This is a genomic window from Microbacterium daqui (assembly GCF_050408675.1).
Classification (GTDB): Bacteria; Actinomycetota; Actinomycetes; order Actinomycetales; family Microbacteriaceae; genus Microbacterium.
Genome location: NZ_JBNTKF010000024.1, coordinates 15,799 through 36,544 on the forward strand (window position 1 = coordinate 15,799; position 20,746 = coordinate 36,544).

At 63.5% G+C, this 20,746-nt stretch carries 17 protein-coding genes; 12 read left to right on the forward strand and 5 right to left on the reverse strand.

Annotated features, from left to right (window positions below):
- Positions 1-117: 117 nt before the first annotated feature.
- Entirely contained in the window at positions 118-2,001 is a 1,884-nt protein-coding gene (locus ACQUSY_RS11660; protein WP_428904646.1) for a phosphoenolpyruvate carboxykinase (GTP), read from the reverse strand.
- Positions 2,002-2,118: 117 nt separating this feature from the next.
- Here ACQUSY_RS11660 and ACQUSY_RS11665 point away from each other — a divergent pair, with 117 nt between their 5' ends.
- The 3 genes from ACQUSY_RS11665 to ACQUSY_RS11675 are packed head-to-tail and all read left to right on the forward strand — an operon-like array spanning position 2,119 to position 6,175.
- A complete protein-coding gene (locus ACQUSY_RS11665; RefSeq protein ID WP_428904647.1) occupies positions 2,119-3,555 on the forward strand; it encodes a helix-turn-helix domain-containing protein in 1,437 nt (478 codons plus the stop codon).
- A gap of 29 nt (positions 3,556-3,584) precedes the next feature.
- Entirely contained in the window at positions 3,585-4,991 is a 1,407-nt protein-coding gene (locus ACQUSY_RS11670) for a DUF2079 domain-containing protein (protein ID WP_428904648.1), read from the forward strand.
- Between the two features lie 38 nt (positions 4,992-5,029).
- Positions 5,030-6,175, forward strand: a complete 1,146-nt coding sequence (locus ACQUSY_RS11675; protein WP_428904649.1) for an MFS transporter — start codon at positions 5,030-5,032, stop codon at positions 6,173-6,175.
- A gap of 9 nt (positions 6,176-6,184) precedes the next feature.
- On the opposite strand, the gene ACQUSY_RS11680 is transcribed toward ACQUSY_RS11675, so the two are convergent.
- Together ACQUSY_RS11680 and ACQUSY_RS11685 are read right to left on the reverse strand one after the other, a co-directional pair.
- Positions 6,185-7,222 (reverse strand): winged helix DNA-binding domain-containing protein, encoded by a 1,038-nt coding sequence (locus ACQUSY_RS11680; protein ID WP_428904650.1) that lies wholly within the window; start codon positions 7,220-7,222, stop codon positions 6,185-6,187.
- A 107-nt stretch (positions 7,223-7,329) separates the two neighbouring features.
- Positions 7,330-8,778 carry a glyceraldehyde-3-phosphate dehydrogenase gene (locus ACQUSY_RS11685; RefSeq protein WP_428904651.1) on the reverse strand — a complete coding sequence of 483 codons (1,449 nt, stop codon included), beginning with the start codon at positions 8,776-8,778 and terminating at the stop codon, positions 7,330-7,332.
- 383 nt (positions 8,779-9,161) lie between these two features.
- Between ACQUSY_RS11685 and ACQUSY_RS11690 the strand changes: the two genes are divergently transcribed.
- The 3 genes from ACQUSY_RS11690 (at position 9,162) to ACQUSY_RS11705 (ending at position 12,491) form a co-directional block, all read left to right on the forward strand.
- Positions 9,162-9,851 carry a hypothetical protein gene (locus ACQUSY_RS11690; RefSeq protein ID WP_428904652.1) on the forward strand — a complete coding sequence of 230 codons (690 nt, stop codon included), beginning with the start codon at positions 9,162-9,164 and terminating at the stop codon, positions 9,849-9,851.
- Positions 9,852-10,048: 197 nt separating this feature from the next.
- Positions 10,049-11,725, forward strand: a complete 1,677-nt coding sequence (locus ACQUSY_RS11695; protein ID WP_428904653.1) for a thiamine pyrophosphate-binding protein — start codon at positions 10,049-10,051, stop codon at positions 11,723-11,725.
- A gap of 250 nt (positions 11,726-11,975) precedes the next feature.
- Positions 11,976-12,491 (forward strand): DUF2165 family protein, encoded by a 516-nt coding sequence (locus ACQUSY_RS11705; RefSeq protein WP_428904655.1) that lies wholly within the window; start codon positions 11,976-11,978, stop codon positions 12,489-12,491.
- Between the two features lie 61 nt (positions 12,492-12,552).
- Here ACQUSY_RS11705 and ACQUSY_RS11710 read toward each other — a convergent pair whose 3' ends face one another.
- A complete protein-coding gene (locus tag ACQUSY_RS11710) occupies positions 12,553-13,935 on the reverse strand; it encodes an MFS transporter (protein ID WP_428904656.1) in 1,383 nt (460 codons plus the stop codon).
- 154 nt (positions 13,936-14,089) lie between these two features.
- Between ACQUSY_RS11710 and ACQUSY_RS11715 the strand changes: the two genes are divergently transcribed.
- The 6 genes from ACQUSY_RS11715 to ACQUSY_RS11740 all read left to right on the forward strand — a co-directional run bounded on the left by ACQUSY_RS11715 (position 14,090) and on the right by ACQUSY_RS11740 (position 20,592).
- Positions 14,090-15,556: a fumarylacetoacetate hydrolase family protein gene (locus tag ACQUSY_RS11715; protein WP_428904657.1), complete on the forward strand. Its 1,467-nt coding sequence runs from the start codon at positions 14,090-14,092 to the stop codon at positions 15,554-15,556.
- Positions 15,546-16,244, forward strand: coding sequence for a GntR family transcriptional regulator (locus tag ACQUSY_RS11720; RefSeq protein WP_428904658.1), 699 nt, complete (start codon positions 15,546-15,548; stop codon positions 16,242-16,244). Before ACQUSY_RS11715 ends, ACQUSY_RS11720 begins: the two co-directional genes overlap by 11 nt.
- Before the next feature lie 7 nt (positions 16,245-16,251).
- A complete protein-coding gene (gene hpaE, locus ACQUSY_RS11725) occupies positions 16,252-17,748 on the forward strand; it encodes a 5-carboxymethyl-2-hydroxymuconate semialdehyde dehydrogenase (RefSeq protein ID WP_428904659.1) in 1,497 nt (498 codons plus the stop codon).
- Positions 17,749-17,765: 17 nt separating this feature from the next.
- Positions 17,766-18,929 carry a 3,4-dihydroxyphenylacetate 2,3-dioxygenase gene (hpaD, locus tag ACQUSY_RS11730; protein ID WP_428904660.1) on the forward strand — a complete coding sequence of 388 codons (1,164 nt, stop codon included), beginning with the start codon at positions 17,766-17,768 and terminating at the stop codon, positions 18,927-18,929.
- Between the two features lie 89 nt (positions 18,930-19,018).
- A complete protein-coding gene (hpaH, locus tag ACQUSY_RS11735) occupies positions 19,019-19,804 on the forward strand; it encodes a 2-oxo-hept-4-ene-1,7-dioate hydratase (protein WP_428904661.1) in 786 nt (261 codons plus the stop codon).
- The gene (locus ACQUSY_RS11740; protein ID WP_428904662.1) at positions 19,789-20,592 is read left to right on the forward strand and encodes an HpcH/HpaI aldolase family protein; all 804 of its coding nucleotides are present in this window, start codon (positions 19,789-19,791) and stop codon (positions 20,590-20,592) included. Before hpaH ends, ACQUSY_RS11740 begins: the two co-directional genes overlap by 16 nt.
- A 69-nt stretch (positions 20,593-20,661) precedes the next feature.
- Here the strand turns inward: ACQUSY_RS11740 and ACQUSY_RS11745 are convergent.
- Positions 20,662-20,746, reverse strand: an 85-nt coding sequence (locus ACQUSY_RS11745; RefSeq protein WP_428903460.1) for an IS3 family transposase, incomplete at its 5' end; no start/stop codon positions are given.

Here is a 20,746-nt window from a genome sequence, read left to right on the forward strand (position 1 = left end):
GACGCGAATCGTTTCCCGTGGCGCTGAGCTGCAACCGGAGCAAGGCGAGCTCGTTGCCACGTTTTTCCGTGCGGGTATCTCATCACCGGAGCAAGGGTGAGACACCTGCACGAGTCTTTATGCGGAGGCAGCCCCCAAGCGGGTGCGCAGCGCGTTGAGTTCGTCGGTGAGTGCCACCGGAACGCGACCATCGAACGTCTCGTAGAACTTTTCAGTGAGGTCTGCTTCGTGTGCCCACGAAGCAGCGTTCACGTCGAACAGTTCAGCAAGGTCCGCTTCCGACACCTCGATGCCGTCAAGGTTGAGATCTTCGGTCTTCGGCAGGCGTCCGATCGGGCTGTCGACAGCCTCAACTTCGCCCTCGAAGCGACGAATGATCCAGTCGATGACACGCGAGTTGTCACCGAAACCGGGCCACAGGAAGCGACCGTCGGTGCCCTTGCGGAACCAGTTGACCTGGAAGATGCGCGGGGCACGGTCGAAGCGCAGCGAAGCGCCAACCTTCAGCCAGTGACCGAAGTAGTCCGCCATGTTGTAGCCGCAGAACGGCAACATCGCAAACGGGTCGCGACGCAGTTCACCAACGAGGCCTTCGGCTGCAGCGGTGCGCTCCGACGAAATGGTCGAGCCGAGGAAGACGCCGTGCGTCCAGTCGGTTGCCTCAACGACGAGCGGAACGTTCGTGGCACGACGGCCACCGAACAGGATGATGTCGAGCGGCACACCCTGCGGTGCGTCCCAGTCCTCAGAAATCTGCGGGCACTGCGCTGCCGACACCGTGAAGCGGGAGTTCGGGTGCGCGGCCGGGTGTTCCATGTCAGGCGTCCACGGGTTGCCCTGCCAGTCGGTGAGCTCGCTCGGAGCCTCGTCCGTCAGGCCTTCCCACCACACGTCACCGTCGGGGCGCAGGGCCACGTTCGTGAAGATGGTGTTGCCCCACAGGGTTTCAACGGCGGTGACGTTGGTCGACTCACCGGTGCCGGGTGCTACGCCGAAGAAGCCAGCCTCCGGGTTGATTGCCCACAGACGACCGTCGTTGCCGGGGCGCAGCCAGGAGATGTCGTCACCGAGCGTCTCGACCGTGTAGCCGGGGATCGTCGGGCGCAGCATCGCGAGGTTCGTCTTGCCACAGGCCGACGGGAATGCCGCAGCCACGTGGAACTTCTTACCCTCGGGGTTAATGACACGAATAAGCAGCATGTGCTCGGCGAGCCAGCCGTTGTCACGGCCGAGAACCGACGCGATGCGCAGCGCGAAGCACTTCTTGGCCAGAATCGCGTTTCCGCCGTATCCCGAACCAAACGAGTGCACCTCGAGAGCCTCGGGGTAGTGAACGATGTACTTGTCGTCGTTGTACGGCCACGCTTCGTCCTGCTGGCCCGGCTCGAGCGGAGCACCGACGGAGTGAATGGTGCGAACCCATTCCTGACCGTTCGCGATTTCACGCACGACATCGTTGCCGACGCGCGTCATGATCTCGATCGAGACGACAGCGTACGTGGAGTCAGTGACCTGCACGCCGATCTGCGACAACGGGCCGCCAACGGGGCCCATGGAGAACGGAACCACGTACATCGTGCGTCCGCGCATGGCGCCGTCGAAGAGGCTGGTCATCTTGGCGCGCATTTCGGCCGGGTCTGCCCAGTTATTGGTGGGTCCGGCGTCTTCTTCACGCTCGGAGGCAATGAAGGTGCGACCTTCGGTGCGAGCGACGTCGCTCGGGTGGGAACGTGCAAGGTAAGAACCCGGGCGCAGTTCTTCGTTAAGCTTGATGAGGCGGCCTTCGCTCACCTGCAGGTCAAGCAGGTACTGGTTCTCTTCAGCGGAACCATTAACCCAGAAGACGGCGTCGGGCTTGAGGAGGGCAGCAACTTCGTCAACCCAGGAAACAAGCTCAGCAAACGCCTCTCCCGAATATTCGGGACGCTGTCCGAATGAGCGCGCGGGCGCGAGGTGCGCTCCCGGCGTCGGGCGAGCTCCGAAGGCTTCAGCAAGAGCCATAAAAACTTCTCCTTGGGTTGCGGAATGTAACTCCTCAATCAAGAATGCGTGACCGATTGCATTACTTTCGGCGAAATCGGGGTGAAAGAATCGCCGTTCTTTACATATACTCAAGACATGCCATCCGCCATTGAACTCGCGACGCTGGGCCACCGCATTCGGCACCACCGTCTAGAAATGGGTCTCACGCTTGATGAGCTCGGCGCCAAGGTCGGCGTTGCGGGCTCGCAGCTCAGTCTGATCGAGAACGGTAAGCGTGAGCCCAAGCTCTCGCTGCTGCAGGCGATTGCGCAAGCCACCGACACGGCGGTCACCGATCTCATCTCCGGCGAGCCACCAAACCGTCGTGCTGCTCTCGAGATTGAACTCGAAAAGGCGCAGACGTCTCCCGTCTTCCGTCAGCTCGGTATTCCGGCCGTTCGCGTATCAAAGTCGATGAGCGACGAGACCATCGAAGCCGTGCTTGGTCTACACCAAGAGCTACACCGCCGCGAGCGCGAAGCGATTGCCACGCCAGAAGAAGCACGTCGTGCGAACACCGAACAGCGTCTGCGTATGCGGGAGAAGAACAACTACCTCCCCGACATTGAGAAGCTCGCTGAGAAGCAGCTCAAGCTGGCCGGACACGTCTCCGGTGCCCTCAGCCACCGTTCGGTGAGCCTGATGGCCGAACAGCTCGGCTTCGAGCTCATTTATGTTTCGGACCTCCCGGAGTCCACCCGCTCGATCACCGATATTGAGAACGGCCGCATTTACCTGCCGCCCTCCTCCATTCCTGGTGGTCACGGCCTCCGCTCCATGGCGTTGCAGGCTATGGCGCATCGTCTGCTCGGCCACAAGCCGCCGACGGACTACGCCGACTTCATGCGGCAGCGTTTGGAGATCAACTACTACGCCGCGTGCTGCCTCATGCCAGAGACCGCCGCGACAGCCTTCCTGCAGCAGGCGAAGAAGGATCGCAACCTCGCGGTGGAAGACTTCCGCGACGCGTTCGGTGTCACGCACGAAGCCGCTGGTCTGCGCCTCACGAATCTCGCAACCACGCACCTCGACATCCAACTGCACTTCCTTCGTGTTGATGGTTCCGGCGCCATTTCTCGCGTCTACGAGAACGACGGCTTGCCGTTGCCCGAAGACGTCACCGGATCCGTCGAGGGCCAGATCGTGTGCCGCAAGTTCTCGGCGCGCACCGCGTTCGAGCAGACGAACCGCACGATCGAGCACTACCAGTACACCGATACGCCGGCCGGAACCTTCTGGTGCTCCACGCAAACCGGTTCGTCCAAAGATGGAGACTTCTCCATCACTGTTGGTGTGCCGTTCGACGACGCGAAGTACTTCCGTGGCCGCGAGACCCAGGCCCGCGCCGTATCGACGTGCCCTGATGAGTCGTGCTGCCGCCGCGCCAACCCGGATCTCACGACCCGCTGGCAGGGGAAAGCGTGGCCGAGCGCTCGCGTACACACGCACATCTTCTCGCCGCTCCCCCGCGGCGCCTTCCCCGGCGTCGACGACAGCGAAGTCTACGAGTTCCTCGACCGCCACAACGGCTAGCCAGAAAAGTGTGACGGTACATTGTTGAGATGACCGCGACCGACACCGCACCGGCCACCCCCACACGAGGCGGCGCGAGTCGATTTCAGCCGTGGGCCCTGCCGCTTGCGGTGGCCGCAGTCGTCTCGGCGTTGTACATCTGGTACTCGGCGTGGCAGTGGGGTCAGATCGCGGTCAAGTCGTGGGATCTCAGTATCTTCACGCAGCTGTTGCAGCAGTACTCGCAGTTTCACGAACCGATCGTCAGCGTCAAAGGCGATGGGTACAACCTCCTGGGCGATCACTTCCACCCGCTGCTCGCGGTGTTGACGCCGATCTTCGCGATCTTCCCGCACGCATTCACGCTGCTGGTCATTCAGGCGCTCTGCTTTGGTGCGTCTGCCGGTATGTTTACCGCGATAGCCACGCGCGTGCTGCACTCGCGCCTGAGTGGCGTACTCCTCGGCGGCGCCTTCGGTTTGAGCTGGGGTCTGCAATACGCGGTCGAAGCGCAGTTCCATGAAATCGCACTCGCGGTTCCGCTTCTCACGGGCGCCACCGGCGCGATCGTGGAGAAACGCTACAAGGCGGCGGTGTTCTGGGCGGCCCCGCTCGTCTTCGTCAAAGAAGACCTCGGGCTCACCGTGCTCGTGATCGGTCTCGTGATCGCCTACCTAGAGCGCACAATTCGCGGACTGTGGCTCGCGCTGTGGGGCGTCGCATGGTTCGCGATTGCGATCTTCGTCGTGTTACCCCTCCTCAACCCGGACGGCGCGTGGGCGTACGGATCGAACGCTTCGCCGGGTGGCTTCCTCGCGAGCCCCGAGACCTGGTTTGCCGACGGCAAGATTCACACCGTGCTGTTGCTATTGGCAACGACCGCAGGTTTCTTGGTGTTCTCACCACTCACGGCGATCATGCTGCCGACCCTCGCGTGGCGCTTTCTCTCCACGAACCACGGCTATTGGGGGCCCGATTGGCACTACAGCACTGTGCTGATGCCTATTGCCTTCGCCGTGCTTCTTGACGGCATTCGGCGTGCTTCGGCCAGCGACTGGCCACTCCTGCGGCGCTATGCGAAGCACGGCGTCGCCGTCGCGGTGACGGTCGCGGTCATGCTGTTGCCGCAGCTCCCGCTCGCTGATCCTCTGGGGCCCGGAGCGCGGGAGCGGCCCACGCGCGCCGACGACACGGCGGCCATCATCGCGAATATTCCCGCTGGCGCGACTGTCGAGACCGACATCGGCATCATGTCGTACCTCGTCGATGATCACGAAGTGTTCTGGCTCGGCAACAAGAACCCGGCACCAGACTGCCTCGTCATTGACCGGGCCCGCGGTGGTACGCCCGACGAATGGGGCGATGTGATTGCTGTCGCAAAGCATTTGCACCCCGAGGTTAAATACACGCATGTGACGACGTCCGGCGATATGGAGCTGGCCTGCCGAGTAGGCTAGGTCAGTCGCATCTGGGCGACCAGAACAGCAGGAGCACCGTGTCGCCGAAGCCTGCCTGGGTCGGTCTCACCGTTCTTTCCATCGCCGTCTTTGGCGCGATCACCATCGAGGTCGCCCCCATCGGCCTGCTGCCCGACATCATGACGGCGTTCAGCGTCGACAAGGCCACCGCTGGCCTGCTCGTTTCGATGTACGCGGGTCTGGTGGCAGTGTCATCGGTGCCACTCACCCGGCTCACCCGTCACGTCGCTCGAAAGCCGCTCCTGCTCGTCACTCTCGGCATCTTCAGCGCGTCGAATCTGTGGGCTTCGGTTGCTGGCTCCTTCGAGGTCCTCGTCGCTGCCCGCACGCTCGGCGGGCTCGCCCACGCCCTGTTCTTCGCCGTCGTGATCGGTTACGCCGCGCGTATCGCGCCAGAGGGTCAAACGGGTCGCGCTATTGCCCTGGTGGCGACCGGTACGAGCATCGGCATCGTCCTGGGTCTGCCCGCAGGCACGGCCCTGGGTGAACTCATCGGCTGGCGCTTCACGTTTGCGAGCCTCGGCATTCTGGTCGGCCTCTGCGGCGTCATGGCGATGACCCTGCTGCCACCGGTGTCACACGACGCTGAAGCTGGCAAACAGTTTGTTCCCGGCGGCGGCCGCCTCATCACCATCGCGGGCCTCGCCGGCCTGTGCTTTCTCGGCTACTACACGCTCTACACCTACGTCAGCCCGATGCTCCTCGACGCGGGCCTCCCGAAGGCGTGGCTCAGCGCCGCACTGGTCGCCTTCGGTATCGCCGGGTTCATCGGCATTCGCGTCGTCGCACCCCACCTCGACAACCGCCCCTTCGCGTTCATGGTGATCGTGCCCGCAACTCTCGTCGCACTGCAGGCGAGCATCGCGATCGCGTACCCCGCACTATGGCCGCTGCTTATCGTGGTGTTCCTCTGGACAGGCGCCTTCGGCCCCGTGAACTCGACGTACCAAAACGTGTTGGTGCGCGTCGGCAAAGACAACCCCGAAATGGCTGGCGCCTGGATCAACGCAATGTGCAACCTCGGCATCGGTGCCGGCGGCGCGCTCGGCGGCATGATCGTGATGGGCGCAAGCTATGCAGGTGCCGGTCTCATCGGTGCCGGCATCATTGCCATCGCCCTCGCCATCGCAGTCTTCGGGCGGCGGGCCCTCACCGTTTCGTAGCGCCTCGAACTACGCGATGTGCGCGCGGTAGCGCGCCAGCGCAGCCTCCCGCTCTGCCGCAGACAGCGACTCGTCAAACGGAACCATGGTTCCGTCGCGCTTCCACGTCGCGATGATGACGCCGTCACGCACCAGAATCGGGGCGACCATGCCATTTTTCGTCGGGCCGACGGCGCTCACGAATTCGGGCGCGCACGTCAACACGCGATCCCGGTACGACAAAAAGTACTCGTCAAACGAGGGCAGCAGCTGCTCTGGTTCGGCGGCAACCGGAACGACCCCACCGGGCGTTTCACGCAGGCTCTGCCTCACCTCGCCATCGAGATCAACCTCACCGGTAATCTCCGCGGCGGCGGCCCGCGCCTGGGTGAGCGTGAACCCGCTCCACCACGCAAAGTCCTCGGGCGTCGCGGGCCCATGCCCGCGCAGGTATCGGCGATACATTTCAGCATTGCACTGCTGCGGAACCGGTGCTTGCGCCGGCAAATCATCGTTGAGTCTCAAGAGTTGTTGCGACGCGCTGCCCGAAGCGTGCAGCACCGTCGGACCCCAGTGCACGACCCCGCGCAACGCGATCGCGACGATCAGGTGCGTCCCCCGGTTGCCCGCCGGGTCGAGACCCGACGCAGCCATCGCGTCGAAAACCTCACTGCGACTCAGCGGACCCGACGCGAGAGCCTTGCGCACGATGCGCTCGGCGCGACCATAGTCGTCAGCCGCCAACCCCAACCGGCGGCGGTGTGGTTCCGTCGCCCGCGATACCACCCGATCGCGTGCGACCGTCAGCGCAAACTCAACATCTGTCGCGGCCAGAATGTGTAGCGTGCCGCGAAACGGCCACGTGCGCACCAGCTCACCGCGATCAAAAGCGGCATCGACCTCGCGTGCGGAGGGCGCACCAGCCGTGCGCACCGATAGCGCAAACTTGCCACCCCACAGCTCTTGCGCCTGCGTCGCCATCATGTGCCGTGCAGTGTCGACCAGCGTCGCCCCGCGCACCCCGCCCAGAAGGTGACTCGCGAGGCGCTGCTGCAACACATCGGTCATGCCGCCTACCCTAAGCGGCACCCCCGACACTGCTCAACGGTTCCGCTCGCCAAAATAGTGATGCTCCCGAGCCACAGACTCGGGAGCATCACACAGCACGAACGGAATTAGCCTTCGAGACGCACGTCGCGACGGTGCGGCAGCACAACGGGGTGCGTGCCAGCCATGCGCTCAAGCACACGGATTACCTGACGCGAGTAGCCGTACTCGTTGTCGTACCAGACGTAGAGAATCATCGTCTTGTCGTTCGCGATCGTCGCGAGACCATCAACGATGCCGGCGCGGTGCGAGCCCACAAAGTCGGTCGACACGATTTCAGCCGACTCGACGTAGTCGATCTGCTGACGTAGCTTCGAGTGCAGCGAAACGCGGCGCAGGTAGTCGTTGGCCTGGTCACGGTCAGCCGAGCGCTCGAGCGTCAAGTGCAGCACGGCGAGCGAAACGTCGGGGGTAGGAACGCGGATGGCGGAACCAGTCAGCTTGCCTTCCAGCTGCGGCAGCGCCTTCGACACAGCCTTAGCGGCACCGGTTTCGGTGATGACCATGTTGAGCACGGCCGAGCGGCCACGACGGTCACCCTTGTGGAAGTTGTCGATGAGGTTCTGGTCGTTCGTGAACGAGTGCACCGTCTCAACGTGACCCTGCACGATGCCGTAGGCCTCGTCAATCGCGGCAAGCACCGGCGTGATCGCGTTCGTCGTGCAGGATGCTGCCGACACAATTGCGTCAGCGTCGGTGATCGACGAGTCATTGATGCCGTGCACGATGTTCTTGATCGCGCCCTTACCGGGGGCGGTCAGCAGCACACGCGACACACCGGTCGACTGGAGGTGCTGGCTGAGGCCCTCCTCATCGCGCCAGCGGCCCGTGTTGTCGACGACGATCGCATTTTCGATGCCGTACTCCGTGTAATCGATGGCGGCCGGGTCGTTCGCGTAGATCACCTGAACGCGTACGCCGTTGGCGATGATCTGGTTCTTTTCTTCGTCAACGGTGACGGAACCTTCGAAGGGTCCGTGCACAGAGTCGCGAGCGAGCAGCGAAGCACGCTTGGCAATGTCGTTGTCTGCGCCCTTGCGCACGACGATCGCACGCAGGCGCAGGCCGGTGCCGCCACCAGCGTGCGAAATCAGAATGCGCGCAAGCAGACGACCGATGCGGCCGAAACCGTAGAGCACAACGTCACGCTCGGGTGCGCGGTCGGTGCCGGTGAGAACCTCGGCGAGCTGCTCACGCAGGTAACCGTCGAGCTCGGTGTCAGCGGGACGCTCGCTCACCAGTCGAGCAACGTCGATCGATGCGGTGTGCGGTGAAAGTTCACGAATCTGCTCGAGAACGGCAAGCGTCTCGTCAAGGGCGAGTTCGCTGTGGCCGAGCTGACTGGCCTTTTCGTGAGCCTCGATGATGCCGGTGGTCGACAGACCCATCAGGCGCTGACCGTGGATAGAAGTCACGACGCCGCGGTCACGGTGCAGGGCACCGATGTGCGGAATCATTCGCTCGGCCAGCTCTTCGTTGCTGTTCCAAGACTTCTGGTGGGCGTCGAAATCGTTCATGCGCGTCCTTGCAGTTCAACCGGTTCGCGGTCGTAATGGGGCGAGCACCAAGATATGCACCCGCAATACCAGGGTAAATTCGCGCGCTCCGCTCTCATTGCCAAAACAGGAAATGAGGTTTATCTCTTTTGATTCTTCGTTAAGAACCGTCGTTCTTTACGCATCATCCCGCGCCGTTTCGCTCCTTTTCAGCGCGTGCCGATGGTTCCGCTACCGCCCAAACCAGAGTGCTCAAATCGCATGAGAATATTCTCACTGCCTCCACTCCCCCTGATTTTTCGCGGTTGCGGCCGCCGCCAGCGCCCAAATTCGCAGAGGGTGCTCAGAAACCTCGCGCAGGGTGGAGGAGTTCATTTCGTGATTCCTGAGGGGGGGAACTTCACATGACTATCAACAAGCCTGCACTCGCATCGGTTGCCGCACTTGCACTCGTCTTCGGACTCGCTGGGTGCTCGTCGTCCGCAGAAGAGCCGGAAAAGACCGAGAAGCCGGTTTCGTCGTCGGCACCGGAGACCGAGAAGCCCGAGCCGACCGACGAGGCAGAACCGACGGAAACTCCCGAGGCTGAAGAAGAGACCGGCGGCGCTACCGGCGACACCGCGGCTCCCGGAACCACGGTTGCCGTTGGCGAAGAGGCCATTGTTTCGTGGCAGCCGTCAGAAGACGTTCCGGCTCAGCCGGTCGGCATCACCGTGAAGAGCATCACGCCGGCGTCGATCGATCACTTCGCAGTCGTCGGCGCTGACTTCCAGGCACAGCTTGAGGGCTACACCCCGTACTACATCACGGTTGAGGCTAAGAAGGTCGACGTGGCGGGCGGCAAGCTCGCGAACCAGGCACTCTACGGCGACATGGGCGCCGTCGACGCCGATGGTCGCTCGATGCAGACCGTTTCGATCATCGGTTCGTTCGAGCCGTGTGACACGTCATCGCTCGACGCTTCGTTCGACGAAGGTACGCCGCAGACGTTCTGCTACATCGTCGCTGGCCCCGACACGGGTGACATCGGCGGCGCAACGTTTGAGCCGTACGACACCGACTTCAACGACAACCCGGTGATCTGGAACAAGTAAACACGTTTCCCAGTGGGGGTGCGGATTTCGATCCGCACCCCCACTGTCGTTTCCGGGCTCGTCCTCTATAGTGAATGAGTCCGGGCTTCATGCCCCGGTGCTCGAAAAATGGGCACTCAGCCGACCGCCACTGCCGACGATCGCGCGAGACATATACGGATCAGTTCACCTTTTTCCGTTTCTGTCTCAGGAGCCGTATGTCTACCGTTTCTGCGCACGTTGCGCACGCTTTGGCCGCCCACACCGATCACATCTTCGGCGTCATGGGCAATGGCAATGCCTACTTCTTGGATGCGCTGGAGCGCTCCGGGTCTGTCACGTTCACCGCTGTTCGCCATGAAATGGGTGGCGTGGTCGCCGCTGACGCGTACTACCGCGCTGGCGGCGGGCTGGCCGTCGCCACCGCAACGTATGGCGCTGGCTTCACCAATACGCTGACCGGTCTTGCCGAGGCGGCGCAGGCACGCATTCCGCTTGTGCTCGTGGTCGGCGATGAGCCGACGAGCGGCCCTCGCCCGTGGGATGTTGACCAGATCGCCCTTGCCGCCGGCGTTGGCGCGCGCACCTATACGGTGGGCCGCACCGATGCTGCCGCCACGACGATCATTGCGATTGAGCACGCCCTCAACTTCCGCGTGCCGGTGGTCTTGGCGCTCCCCTACGATGTCTCGGCGACTGAAGCCGGCGAGGTCCCGCCGCTCCCCGAACTGCGCCGCCCCGCAGCGATCGAAGTGCGGGGCGAGGTCATGCACGCGCACGTTGCCGCTGCCGCCGCAGCCCTGACCACCGCGAAGAAGCCGTACCTGCTCGCCGGTGTCGGCGCGTGGCTTGCCGACGCAGGCGTTGCGCTCGGTGAGCTTGCCGCCGCAACGGGTGCGCTGACGTCGTCCACGGCCCTCGGCCGCGGCATTTTCCCCGAGCAGCAGTACGACCTCGGTGTAACCGGCGGTTTCGGCGCCGAAGGTGCCATGGAACTCGTTCGCGAAGCCGACGTTGCCGTGGTCTTCGGCGCCGGCCTCAACCAGTTCACGATGCGCTTTGGTGAGCTCTTCGCTCCTGGTACCACGGTGATTCAGGTCGACACCGCACCCTCCGCAACGCACCCGCACGTTGGTTCCTTCATCCGCGGCGACGCCGCCATTGTCGCCCGCGCCCTCACCGCACAGCTCGGTGAGCGCACCGGTGAGCCCTGGCGCGAGCAGGTCAACATTGCCGCGGCGCTCAAGCGGGAGCCCGGCGACGCGCAGGCGCCCGATGGCCGCCTCGACCCGCGTTCGCTTGCGATTCGTCTGGCCGAACTCCTGCCCGAAGACCGCGTTGTCGTGACCGACGGTGGGCACTTCCTCGGCTGGGGCAACATGTATTGGCCCGTCGCCTCTCCCGATCGCCACATGATGATCGGCACCGCGTACCAGTCGATCGGCATGGGGTTCCCCAGCGTCGTCGGCGCGACCCGCGCAAAGCCTTCTGCCACCGTTGTCCTCAACTCCGGTGATGGCGGCGGACTGATGGCGCTCGCCGACCTCGAGTCAGCGGTACGCGCGGCTGCCGGCCACGGCATTGGTGTGATTTGGAATGACGCCGCGTACGGTGCCGAGGTCAACCTGTACGGCCTCAAGGGCCTTGCGACCGGGCCGATGCTGATTCCCGAAGTGAACTTCGCGGGTCTCGCCGAGGCCGTCGGTGCCGAAGGTGTCGTCGTGCGCGAGCTCGCCGACCTCGATCGCCTGGCCGAGTGGGTCAAGCTCGACCCGAGCGAGCGCAAGTTTTTGATGCTGGACTGCCGCATTTCCGGAACCATCATTGCGCCGTATCAGGAGGAGATTATCCGCGTGAACGCGTCGCCCACGATCGTGTCGGAGAACACTCGCTAGCGTTCGATACTGGGCTTGACGGGGGCCTTCTCCCCTGCCAAGGTGGCCTCACAGGAGGTCGCGACATGCAAGAGTACGAATTTGTACGGATTCCAGCAGCGCGTATTCGCACTGGTTTTCGGTACGACGACGATTACCGTGACGTCATTCGCGCGCGTGCGACCGACGGATGGGAGTTTGTGCAGGCTCTCCACTTTGAGTCAGACATACATCCCCATCTTGATTTGGTGTTCACACGAAAGGTAGCCAAATGAATCATCCGCTTCGCCTCTTGCAGGCGTTCACTGTGTTCTGTGCTGGCCTCTATGGGCTCTTCGTGTTCATGGGAAACCTCATGGACTTCGACTCGAACTATCAGTTCGTGAAGCACGTGCTATCGATGGACACGACCTTCGAAGGCAACGCGCTGATGTGGCGCGCCATCACGGAACCATGGGTTTGGATGGTGGGCTACATCGGCATCATCGTGGCTGAGGGTGCATTTGCCGCCCTCGGTCTCATCGGTGGCGTGAAGCTCTTCATGAGCCGTCGCGCCGACACCGCCACGTATGACCGCGCCCGCACGTGGGGCTATGCCGCGTACGGCGTGGGCCTGGCGATCTGGTTCATTGGCTTCATCGTGATCGGCTCGGAGTGGTTCGCGATGTGGCAATCGAGCTCGTGGAACGGTAAAGACACCGCCATGCCGCTCGCGATCCTGTGGGGTGTTTTTGCGGCACTGCTCGCGTTGAACTCCCCCGCTCCCGAATCTGACCGCGCTCAGTAACTCACGACGAAACGCCCCGACCCGATCGAAATGACCGGGTCGGGGCGTCTTCTGTGGCGCGTTATGCCTTCGACAGGCCGTAGACCGGGCTGACCGACTGCTCTTCTTCAGCATCCGGACCCAGCGGAATGCGGGCGCGGTCCTTCAACAGCAGCGTCGCGATCAAACCAATGATCGTCATACCGGCGAGGTACCAGGTGACGTTCTCGGTCGAACCGGTTGCCTTCACAATCGCCTCAGCAATGGCGGGCGCGAACGCACCACCGAGGATGGCACCGATCGCGTACGAGATCGAGACGCCGGAGAAGCGAATCGACGCCGGGAACAGCTCGGTGTAGAACGCAGCCTGCGGGCCGTACGTCAGGCCGAGACCAACGGTGAGGAAGATCAGTGCGAGCGCAATGTTCACGAGCGAACCGGTGTTGACCAGCGGGAACAGTGTGAACACACCCACGAGCTGAATAATCCACCCGATGATGTAGGTGTTGCGGCGGCCAATCTTGTCGGAGAGCCAGCCAGCGAGCCACGTAAAGATCAGCCACGAGACGGCGGAGGCGGCAACGATCCAGAGGATGATCGTCGCGTCGGCCTGAACCGTTCCCTTCGGGTCGGTCGTGTAGCGCTGGATGTAGCCGCCCGTGGTCATGTAGCCGACAGCGTTGTTACCGGCGAAGACGAGGGCGGCGATGAGCACCAGAATCAGGTGCTTCTTCAGCAGCTGCACAATCGGGGTGCGGGTCTGACCAGCACGCTCCGCGATCTCAGCGAATACCGGGCTTTCTTCGACGCCACGGCGAATCCAGTAACCGACGCCGATCAAGACCACCGAAAGCAGGAACGGCACACGCCAACCCCACTCCAGGAAGCCCTGCTCACCAGCAATGGCGCGCATCGTTGCCAGGACGCCGGACGAGAGCAGCAGACCCAGCGGTACACCGATCTGCGGCGCTGCACCGAACAGGCCGCGCTTGTCTTTCGGCGCGTGTTCGACGGCCATCAGCACGGCGCCGCCCCACTCGCCACCGGCCGAAATACCCTGCACGACGCGCAGCGTCAGCAGCAGGATCGGAGCCGCGATACCAATCGTCGCGTACGTCGGCAGCACACCGATAAGTGCGGTCGCCGCACCCATACCAATGAGCGTGATCATCAGCACCTTGCGGCGACCAAGCTTGTCGCCGTAGTGACCGGCCAAGAACGCGCCGAGCGGGCGGAACAGGAAGCTGAGGCCCACACCGAGGAAGGCAACGACGCCGGCAAACTGCTCACCAGCGCCCGCAAAGAACAGCGGAACAAACACGAGAGCAGTTGCGCCCGCGTACGTGAAGAAGTCGTACCACTCGATGGCGGTTCCGACGACGGTTGCAAGAACGACGCGGCGACGATCAGCTGGGCTGGAGATTGTGCCTGTCGGGGTTAGCGCTGACCCATTGTCTGCACTCATGGGGGGGACTCCTTTGTCATGTGCCGGCGACGTAAAGTCGGGTAACCATTGCCGGGCTTGTGATGATGATATACGATTTCAGATATGACTCAAGGGTGAGTTTCGCAAAGGCAAGTTCGCCTGGCCCGCTAAGCCCTGCAAAGGAGCACAACTCATGACGGATCTCGATCCTCGATTCGCCGCCCTCCCCGTGCGCCCGGGCAAGATCATCGCCGTGCACTTGGCATACGAATCCCGCGCTGCACAGCGTGGTCGAAAGCCGGCACACCCGTCGTACTTCTTCAAGCCGTCTTCCTCTGTTGCTCCGACCGGCGGCACAATCGTGCGCCCCGCCGGCACTGAACTTCTCGCCTTTGAAGCTGAGATCGCCGTCGTCATCGGCACCGACGCCCGAAACCTCACGCGCGACACCGCGTGGGACGCGGTCGGTTGGATCACCGCCGCGAACGACTTCGGTCTCTACGACCTACGTGCTAACGACAAGGGCTCCAACGTGCGCAACAAGGGTGGCGATGGCTTCACCCCGATCGGCGCGCAACTCATCGATTCCCGCGCCGTCGACCCGACAAACATCCGCGTCCGCGCGTGGGTCAACGGAACCATCGCGCAAGACGACAACTCCTCGGGAATGTTCTTCCCACTCACGCAGCTCATCGCCGACCTCTCGCAGCACTTCACGCTGGAGCGTGGCGACATTATTCTCACCGGCACCCCCGCGGGGTCTTCCGTCGTGGTTCCGGGCGACGTCGTTGACATCGAAATCGATGTTCCCGGCACCGAACTGACCAGCGGCAAGCTCACCACCACCGTCACCCAGGGCACCGTCGAGTTCGACGCGACGCTCGGCTCACTCCCCGCCGTCGACGACACGCAGCGTATCGAAGCGTGGGGTTCGCGCGAGGCTGCTGGCATGGCGGAACCACAGCCCGCGTTGAGCGCAGAGCTCTACGACAAGCTCATGCGTACGCCGGTCGCCGGGCTCTCGGCTCAGCTGCGCAAGCGCGGCCTCAACAACGTCACGATCGACGGCGTGCGCCCGATGCACACCGACGCGAAGCTCGTCGGCACCGCCAAGACGCTGCGCTTCGTGCCCAACCGCGAAGACCTGTTCAAGACCCTCGGTGGCGGCTACAACGCCCAGAAGCGGGCGTTTGACGCCGTGCGCGAGGGTGAAGTTCTCGTCATCGAAGCGCGCGGCGAAAAGGGCTCAGGCACGCTCGGCGACATCCTCGCGATCCGCGCCAATGCGGCCCGCGCCGCCGGCATCGTGACCGATGGTGGCGTGCGTGACTTCGACGCCGTGCAGGCGGTTGGCCTACCGATTTACTCGAACGGCGCCCACCCCGCGGTGCTCGGCCGCAAGCACGTGCCGTTCGACCACGACATCACGATTGCGTGTGGCGGAACCACGGTACAGCCCGGAGACATCATCGTCGGCGACAGCGACGGCGTGATTGTGATTCCGCCCGCCATGGTCGAAGAAGTCGTCAACGACGCCCTCGCCCAGGAGGACGAAGACGGCTGGATCGCACAGCAGGTTGCCGCCGGGCACCCCGTCGACGGCCTCTTTCCCATGAACGCCGAATGGCGCGCACGATACGAGGCTGAGCATGGTGCCTAACCTCGCAATCGCTGGCGAGGACGCTGTCCCCAGCGCGAGCTCCAAGTCGGAGCGCGCCTACGAATGGGTGCGCGAGCGCATCAACCGTCAGGAATACGGCCCGGGCTACCGTCTGGTGCTCGGAACCATTGCTGATCAGCTGGAGATGAGCGTGGTTCCGGTGCGCGAAGCGATTCGTCGCCTCGAAGCCGAAGGACTCGTGACCTTCGAGCGCAACGTGGGTGCGAAAGTGACGCTCGTGAACGCTGCCGACTACGTCAACACGATGGAGTCACTCGGCATTATCGAGGGCGCTGCCACCGCGCTCAGCGCTCGCCTGCTCGACGAAGCCACGCTCGCTCGTGCCGCCGCCATCAACGAACGTATGGAGGCGTTGCTGGACCACTTTGACCCGCACACCTTCACGATTCTGAACCAGCAGTTTCACGCCACCCTGTTTGAGGTGTGCCCCAACGCACACCTCGTCGAACTCGTGCAGCGCGACTGGGTGCGCCTCGCTGGGCTTCGTGACTCGACGTTCGCGTTCGTTCCCGGCCGCGCACGCCACTCCGTCGCCGAACACGGCGAAATTCTCCGCTTGATCCGCACCGGCGCCGACCCGCGCGAGATCGAAGAAGCCGCCAGGGCACACCGCTGGCACACCCTTCAGGCCTACCGCGAAGCGCGCGGCCTCACCGTACAGAACTGAGGACACCATGACCGAACGCCACATCCCGGCCGACCTGCCGGCACGCATTCAGCACTACATCGACGGCCAGTTCGTTGACTCGGTAGATGGCGACACGTTTGACGTGCTCGACCCGGTAACCAACGAAACCTACCTGCAGGCTGCCGCCGGCAAGAAGGCCGACATTGACAAGGCCGTCGCTGCCGCGCGTCGCGCCTTCACCGAGGGCCCGTGGCCCAAGATGCTCCCCCGCGAGCGCTCGCGCATTCTGCACAAGATCGCTGACATCGTCGAGTCGCGCGACAAGCGCCTCGCGGAGCTGGAGAGCTTCGACTCGGGTCTGCCGATCACGCAGGCCCTCGGCCAAGCTCGTCGTGCCGCCGAAAACTTCCGCTTCTTCGCCGACCTGATCGTGGCGCAGCACGACAACGCGTTCAAGGTTCCGGGCAAGCAGATGAACTACGTGAACCGCAAGCCGATCGGTGTCGCCGGTCTCATCACGCCGTGGAACACGCCCTTCATGCTCGAGTCGTGGAAGCTGGGCCCCGCGCTGGCGACCGGTAACACCGTCGTTCTGAAGCCCGCCGAGTTCACGCCGCTGTCGGCGTCGCTGTGGGCAGGCATCTTTGAAGAGGCGGGGCTCCCCCAGGGTGTCTTCAACCTCGTCAACGGTCTCGGCGAAGACGCTGGCGATGCCCTCGTCAAGCACCCCGAGGTTCCGCTCATCTCCTTCACCGGCGAGAGCCGCACCGGCCAGATCATCTTCGGCAACGCAGCGCCCTACCTCAAGGGCCTGTCGATGGAGCTTGGCGGCAAAAGCCCGGCGATCGTGTTCGCCGATGCTGACCTGGACGAGGCGATCAACGCCTGCATCTTCGGCGTGTTCTCGCTGAACGGCGAGCGCTGCACAGCTGGCTCACGCATCATCGTGCAGCGCGAGGTCTACGACGAGTTCGTGGAGCGCTATGCCGCTCAGGCCAAGCGCATCAAGGTGGGCGACCCGCAAGACCCGACCACCGAGGTCGGCGCGCTCGTGCACCCGGAGCACTACGAAAAGGTCATGAGCTACGTCGAGCTCGGCAAGACCGAGGGCCGTTTGGTTGCTGGCGGCGGCCGCCCCGAGGGCTTCCCCACCGGAAACTACGTCGCCCCGACGGTATTTGCTGACGTCGCACCCGACGCCCGCATTTTCCAGGAGGAGATCTTCGGACCGGTCGTCGCGATCACGCCGTTCGACACCGACGAAGAGGCACTCGCGCTGGCAAACAACACGAAGTACGGCCTCGCCGCCTACGTGTGGACCAGCGACCTCAAGCGCGCCCACAACTTTGCGCAGTCGATCGAGGCCGGCATGGTGTGGCTCAACAGCAACAACGTGCGCGACCTGCGTACCCCCTTCGGTGGCGTCAAGGCTTCCGGCCTCGGTCACGAGGGCGGCTACCGCTCGATCGACTTCTACACCGACCAGCAGGCCGTCCACATCACGCTGGGCGAACCGCACAACCCCACCTTCGGCAAGCAGTAAAGCAAGGACGCTCTGACATGACTCACCGCGACAATATGACGCTGACCTCCTCGGGATTCTGGGTATCCCAGGAGTCACAGATCAAGACCGACAACCCGGTCGCCACGCCCCAAGCTTCGCCGCCCGACATCCTGCGTTGCGCGTACATGGAGCTCATCGTTACCGACCTGGCGGCCTCCCGCCAGTTCTACGTCGACATCCTCGGCCTGTACGTGACGAAGGAAGACGACACTGCGATCTACCTGCGCTCGACCGAGGAGTTCATCCACCACAACCTCATCCTGCGTAAGGGTGACGTTGCGGCTGTGCGCGTGTTCTCCTACCGCGTGCGCACGCCCGAAGACCTTGATGCTGCCGTCGCATTCTTCACCGAGCTCGGCTGCGACGTGCGTCGCGAGCCGAACGGCTTCGTTGACGGTATCGGTGACTCGGTGCGCGTTGTTGACCCGCTCGGCTTCCCGTACGAGTTCTTCTTCCAGTCCGACCACCAGGAGCGCATGTCATGGCGCTACGACCTGCACATCCCCGGTGAGCTCGTGCGTCTGGACCACTTCAACCAGATCACGCCAGACGTCCCCCGCGCCGTCAAGTACATGCAGGACCTCGGCTTCCGCGTGACCGAAGACATCCAAGACGAAGAGGGCACGGTGTACGCCGCGTGGATGCGCCGCAAGCCCACCGTGCACGACACCGCGATGACCGGTGGCGACGGCCCCCGCATGCACCACGTCTGCTTCGCAACCCACGAGAAGCACAACATTCTCGCGATTTGCGACAAGCTCGGTGCCCTCCGCCGCTCCGACGCCATCGAGCGTGGCCCCGGCCGCCACGGTGTCTCCAACGCGTTCTACCTTTACCTGCGTGACCCCGACGGTCACCGTGTCGAGGTTTACACGCAGGACTACTACACCGGCGACCCCGATAACCCCGTCATCACGTGGGACGTCCACGACAACCAGCGCCGCGACTGGTGGGGCAACCCCGTCGTCCCGTCCTGGTACACCGACGGCTCGCTCGTGCTCGACCTCGACGGCAACCCCCAGCCCGTCGTCGCCCGCACCGACTCGTCAGAAATGGCGGTCACGATCGGCGCCGACGGCTTCTCCTACACCCGCGTCGAAGATGAGACCGAGATGCCGGAGTGGAAGCAGGGCGAATACAAGCTCGGCAACCAGCTCTAGTCACAGCCACCGCTGCTCCTGCTCCGCTCAACAGCCACCACCCGGTCGTTGAGCGGGCGGGGCGACAGGTTATGGGGAAGGATTGAAGAATGTTGTCGCAGGATGAGATTGAGGCCATTGCCGAGGAATTGGCGGAGGCTGATCGGAACCACGGGGTGATTGAGCGCATCACGGCGCGATACCCGCATGCGACGGTCGAAGACTCGTACGCGATTCAGGGCGTGTGGCGTGACAAGAACGTGGCCGCTGGGCGGCGGTTGGTCGGTCGCAAGATTGGGTTGACATCGCGGGCGATGCAACAGGCAACGGGCATCACCGAACCTGACTATGGCGTGATGTTTGATGACACCGTGTACGAAAACGGGTCGCAGATCGCGTTCGACAAGTTCTCCAATGTCCGCATCGAGGTGGAGCTCGCGTTTGTGCTGAAGGCTCCGCTCGAAGGCCCCAACTGCTCCATCTTTGACGTGCTGCGTGCAACGGAATATGTGGTTCCGGCTCTCGAGGTACTCAACTCGCACATTCAGCTCGAGGGCCGCACGATCGTTGACACGATCTCCGACAACGCCGCGTACGGCGGCATGGTGATCGGCGGCAACCCGATGGCGCCGGACGCGATCGATCTGCGCTGGGTGTCGGCGCTGTTGTATCGCAACGAGACGATTGAAGAGACCGGCGTCGCGGCGGGCGTACTCAACCACCCGGCCACCGGTGTGGCGTGGTTGGCGAACAAGTTCCACCAGCACGACAGCCGCCTCGAGGCGGGCGAGATCATTCTTGCAGGATCGTTCACGCGCCCGATGTGGGTGTCGAAGGGCGACAGCGTGCTGGCCGACTACGGACCGATGGGAACCATTACATGTCGCTTCGTCTAGACCCGACATTTGCTGAGGCGCTCGCGAAGAGCGACCGCTCATTGGTGGGCTTGTGGGTTGTCTCGGGGTCTCCCCTGGTCGCTGAGATCTTCGCCGGCAGCGGTGTCGACTGGCTGCTGATTGACATGGAGCACTCATCGAACTCGCTCGACACTGTGTTGCACCAGCTGCAGGCCGTCGCCCCGTACCCGGTATCTCCGCTCGTGCGGGTGCCGTATGGCGATGACGTCATCCTCAAGCAGGTACTCGACATCGGCGCCCAGAACGTACTCGTGCCGATGGTAAATACCGTCGAACAGGCGCGAGCCGTGGTGTCGGCGGTGCGGTATCCCCCGCAGGGTGTGCGTGGGGTGGGCTCTGCGCTGTCGCGCTCGGCCCGGTGGAACCGCGTCGACGGGTACCTCGCAAATGCGAACGACCACGTGTCACTGTTCGTGCAGGTGGAGTCTGCTGAGGCCGTCGAAAACGCCGCCGAAATTGCCGCCGTTGATGGTGTCGATGGCGTCTTTGTCGGCCCTTCTGACCTGGCGGCCTCGATGGGCCTTCTCGGTCAGCAGACGCACCCTGACGTTGTCGCCGCCGTCAACCGCACGTTCGACGCGGTGCGTGCGGCGGACAAGCCCGTGGGCGTCAACGCGTTCGACCCGGCAGCGGCTGAGCAGTACATGGCCGACGGCGCAGCCTTCGTTGCTGTCGCCGCAGACGTCTCGATTCTTGCCCGTGGTTCCGAAGCCCTCGCGGCCCGCTTTATTCCGAAGGCTGACGACACCACCCGCGCCAGCTACTAATAACCCGAAAAGGGCGACCACCGGATGATTTGAACTGCTCCCCGGAAGTTGGACAACTTAATTAAAGCATTACGCTGCGAGGGCATGAGCGCGATATTCCATTGGGCTCATGCCCTCGAGCGTGAGTGAGACACGTTCGGTGTTGTACCAGGCG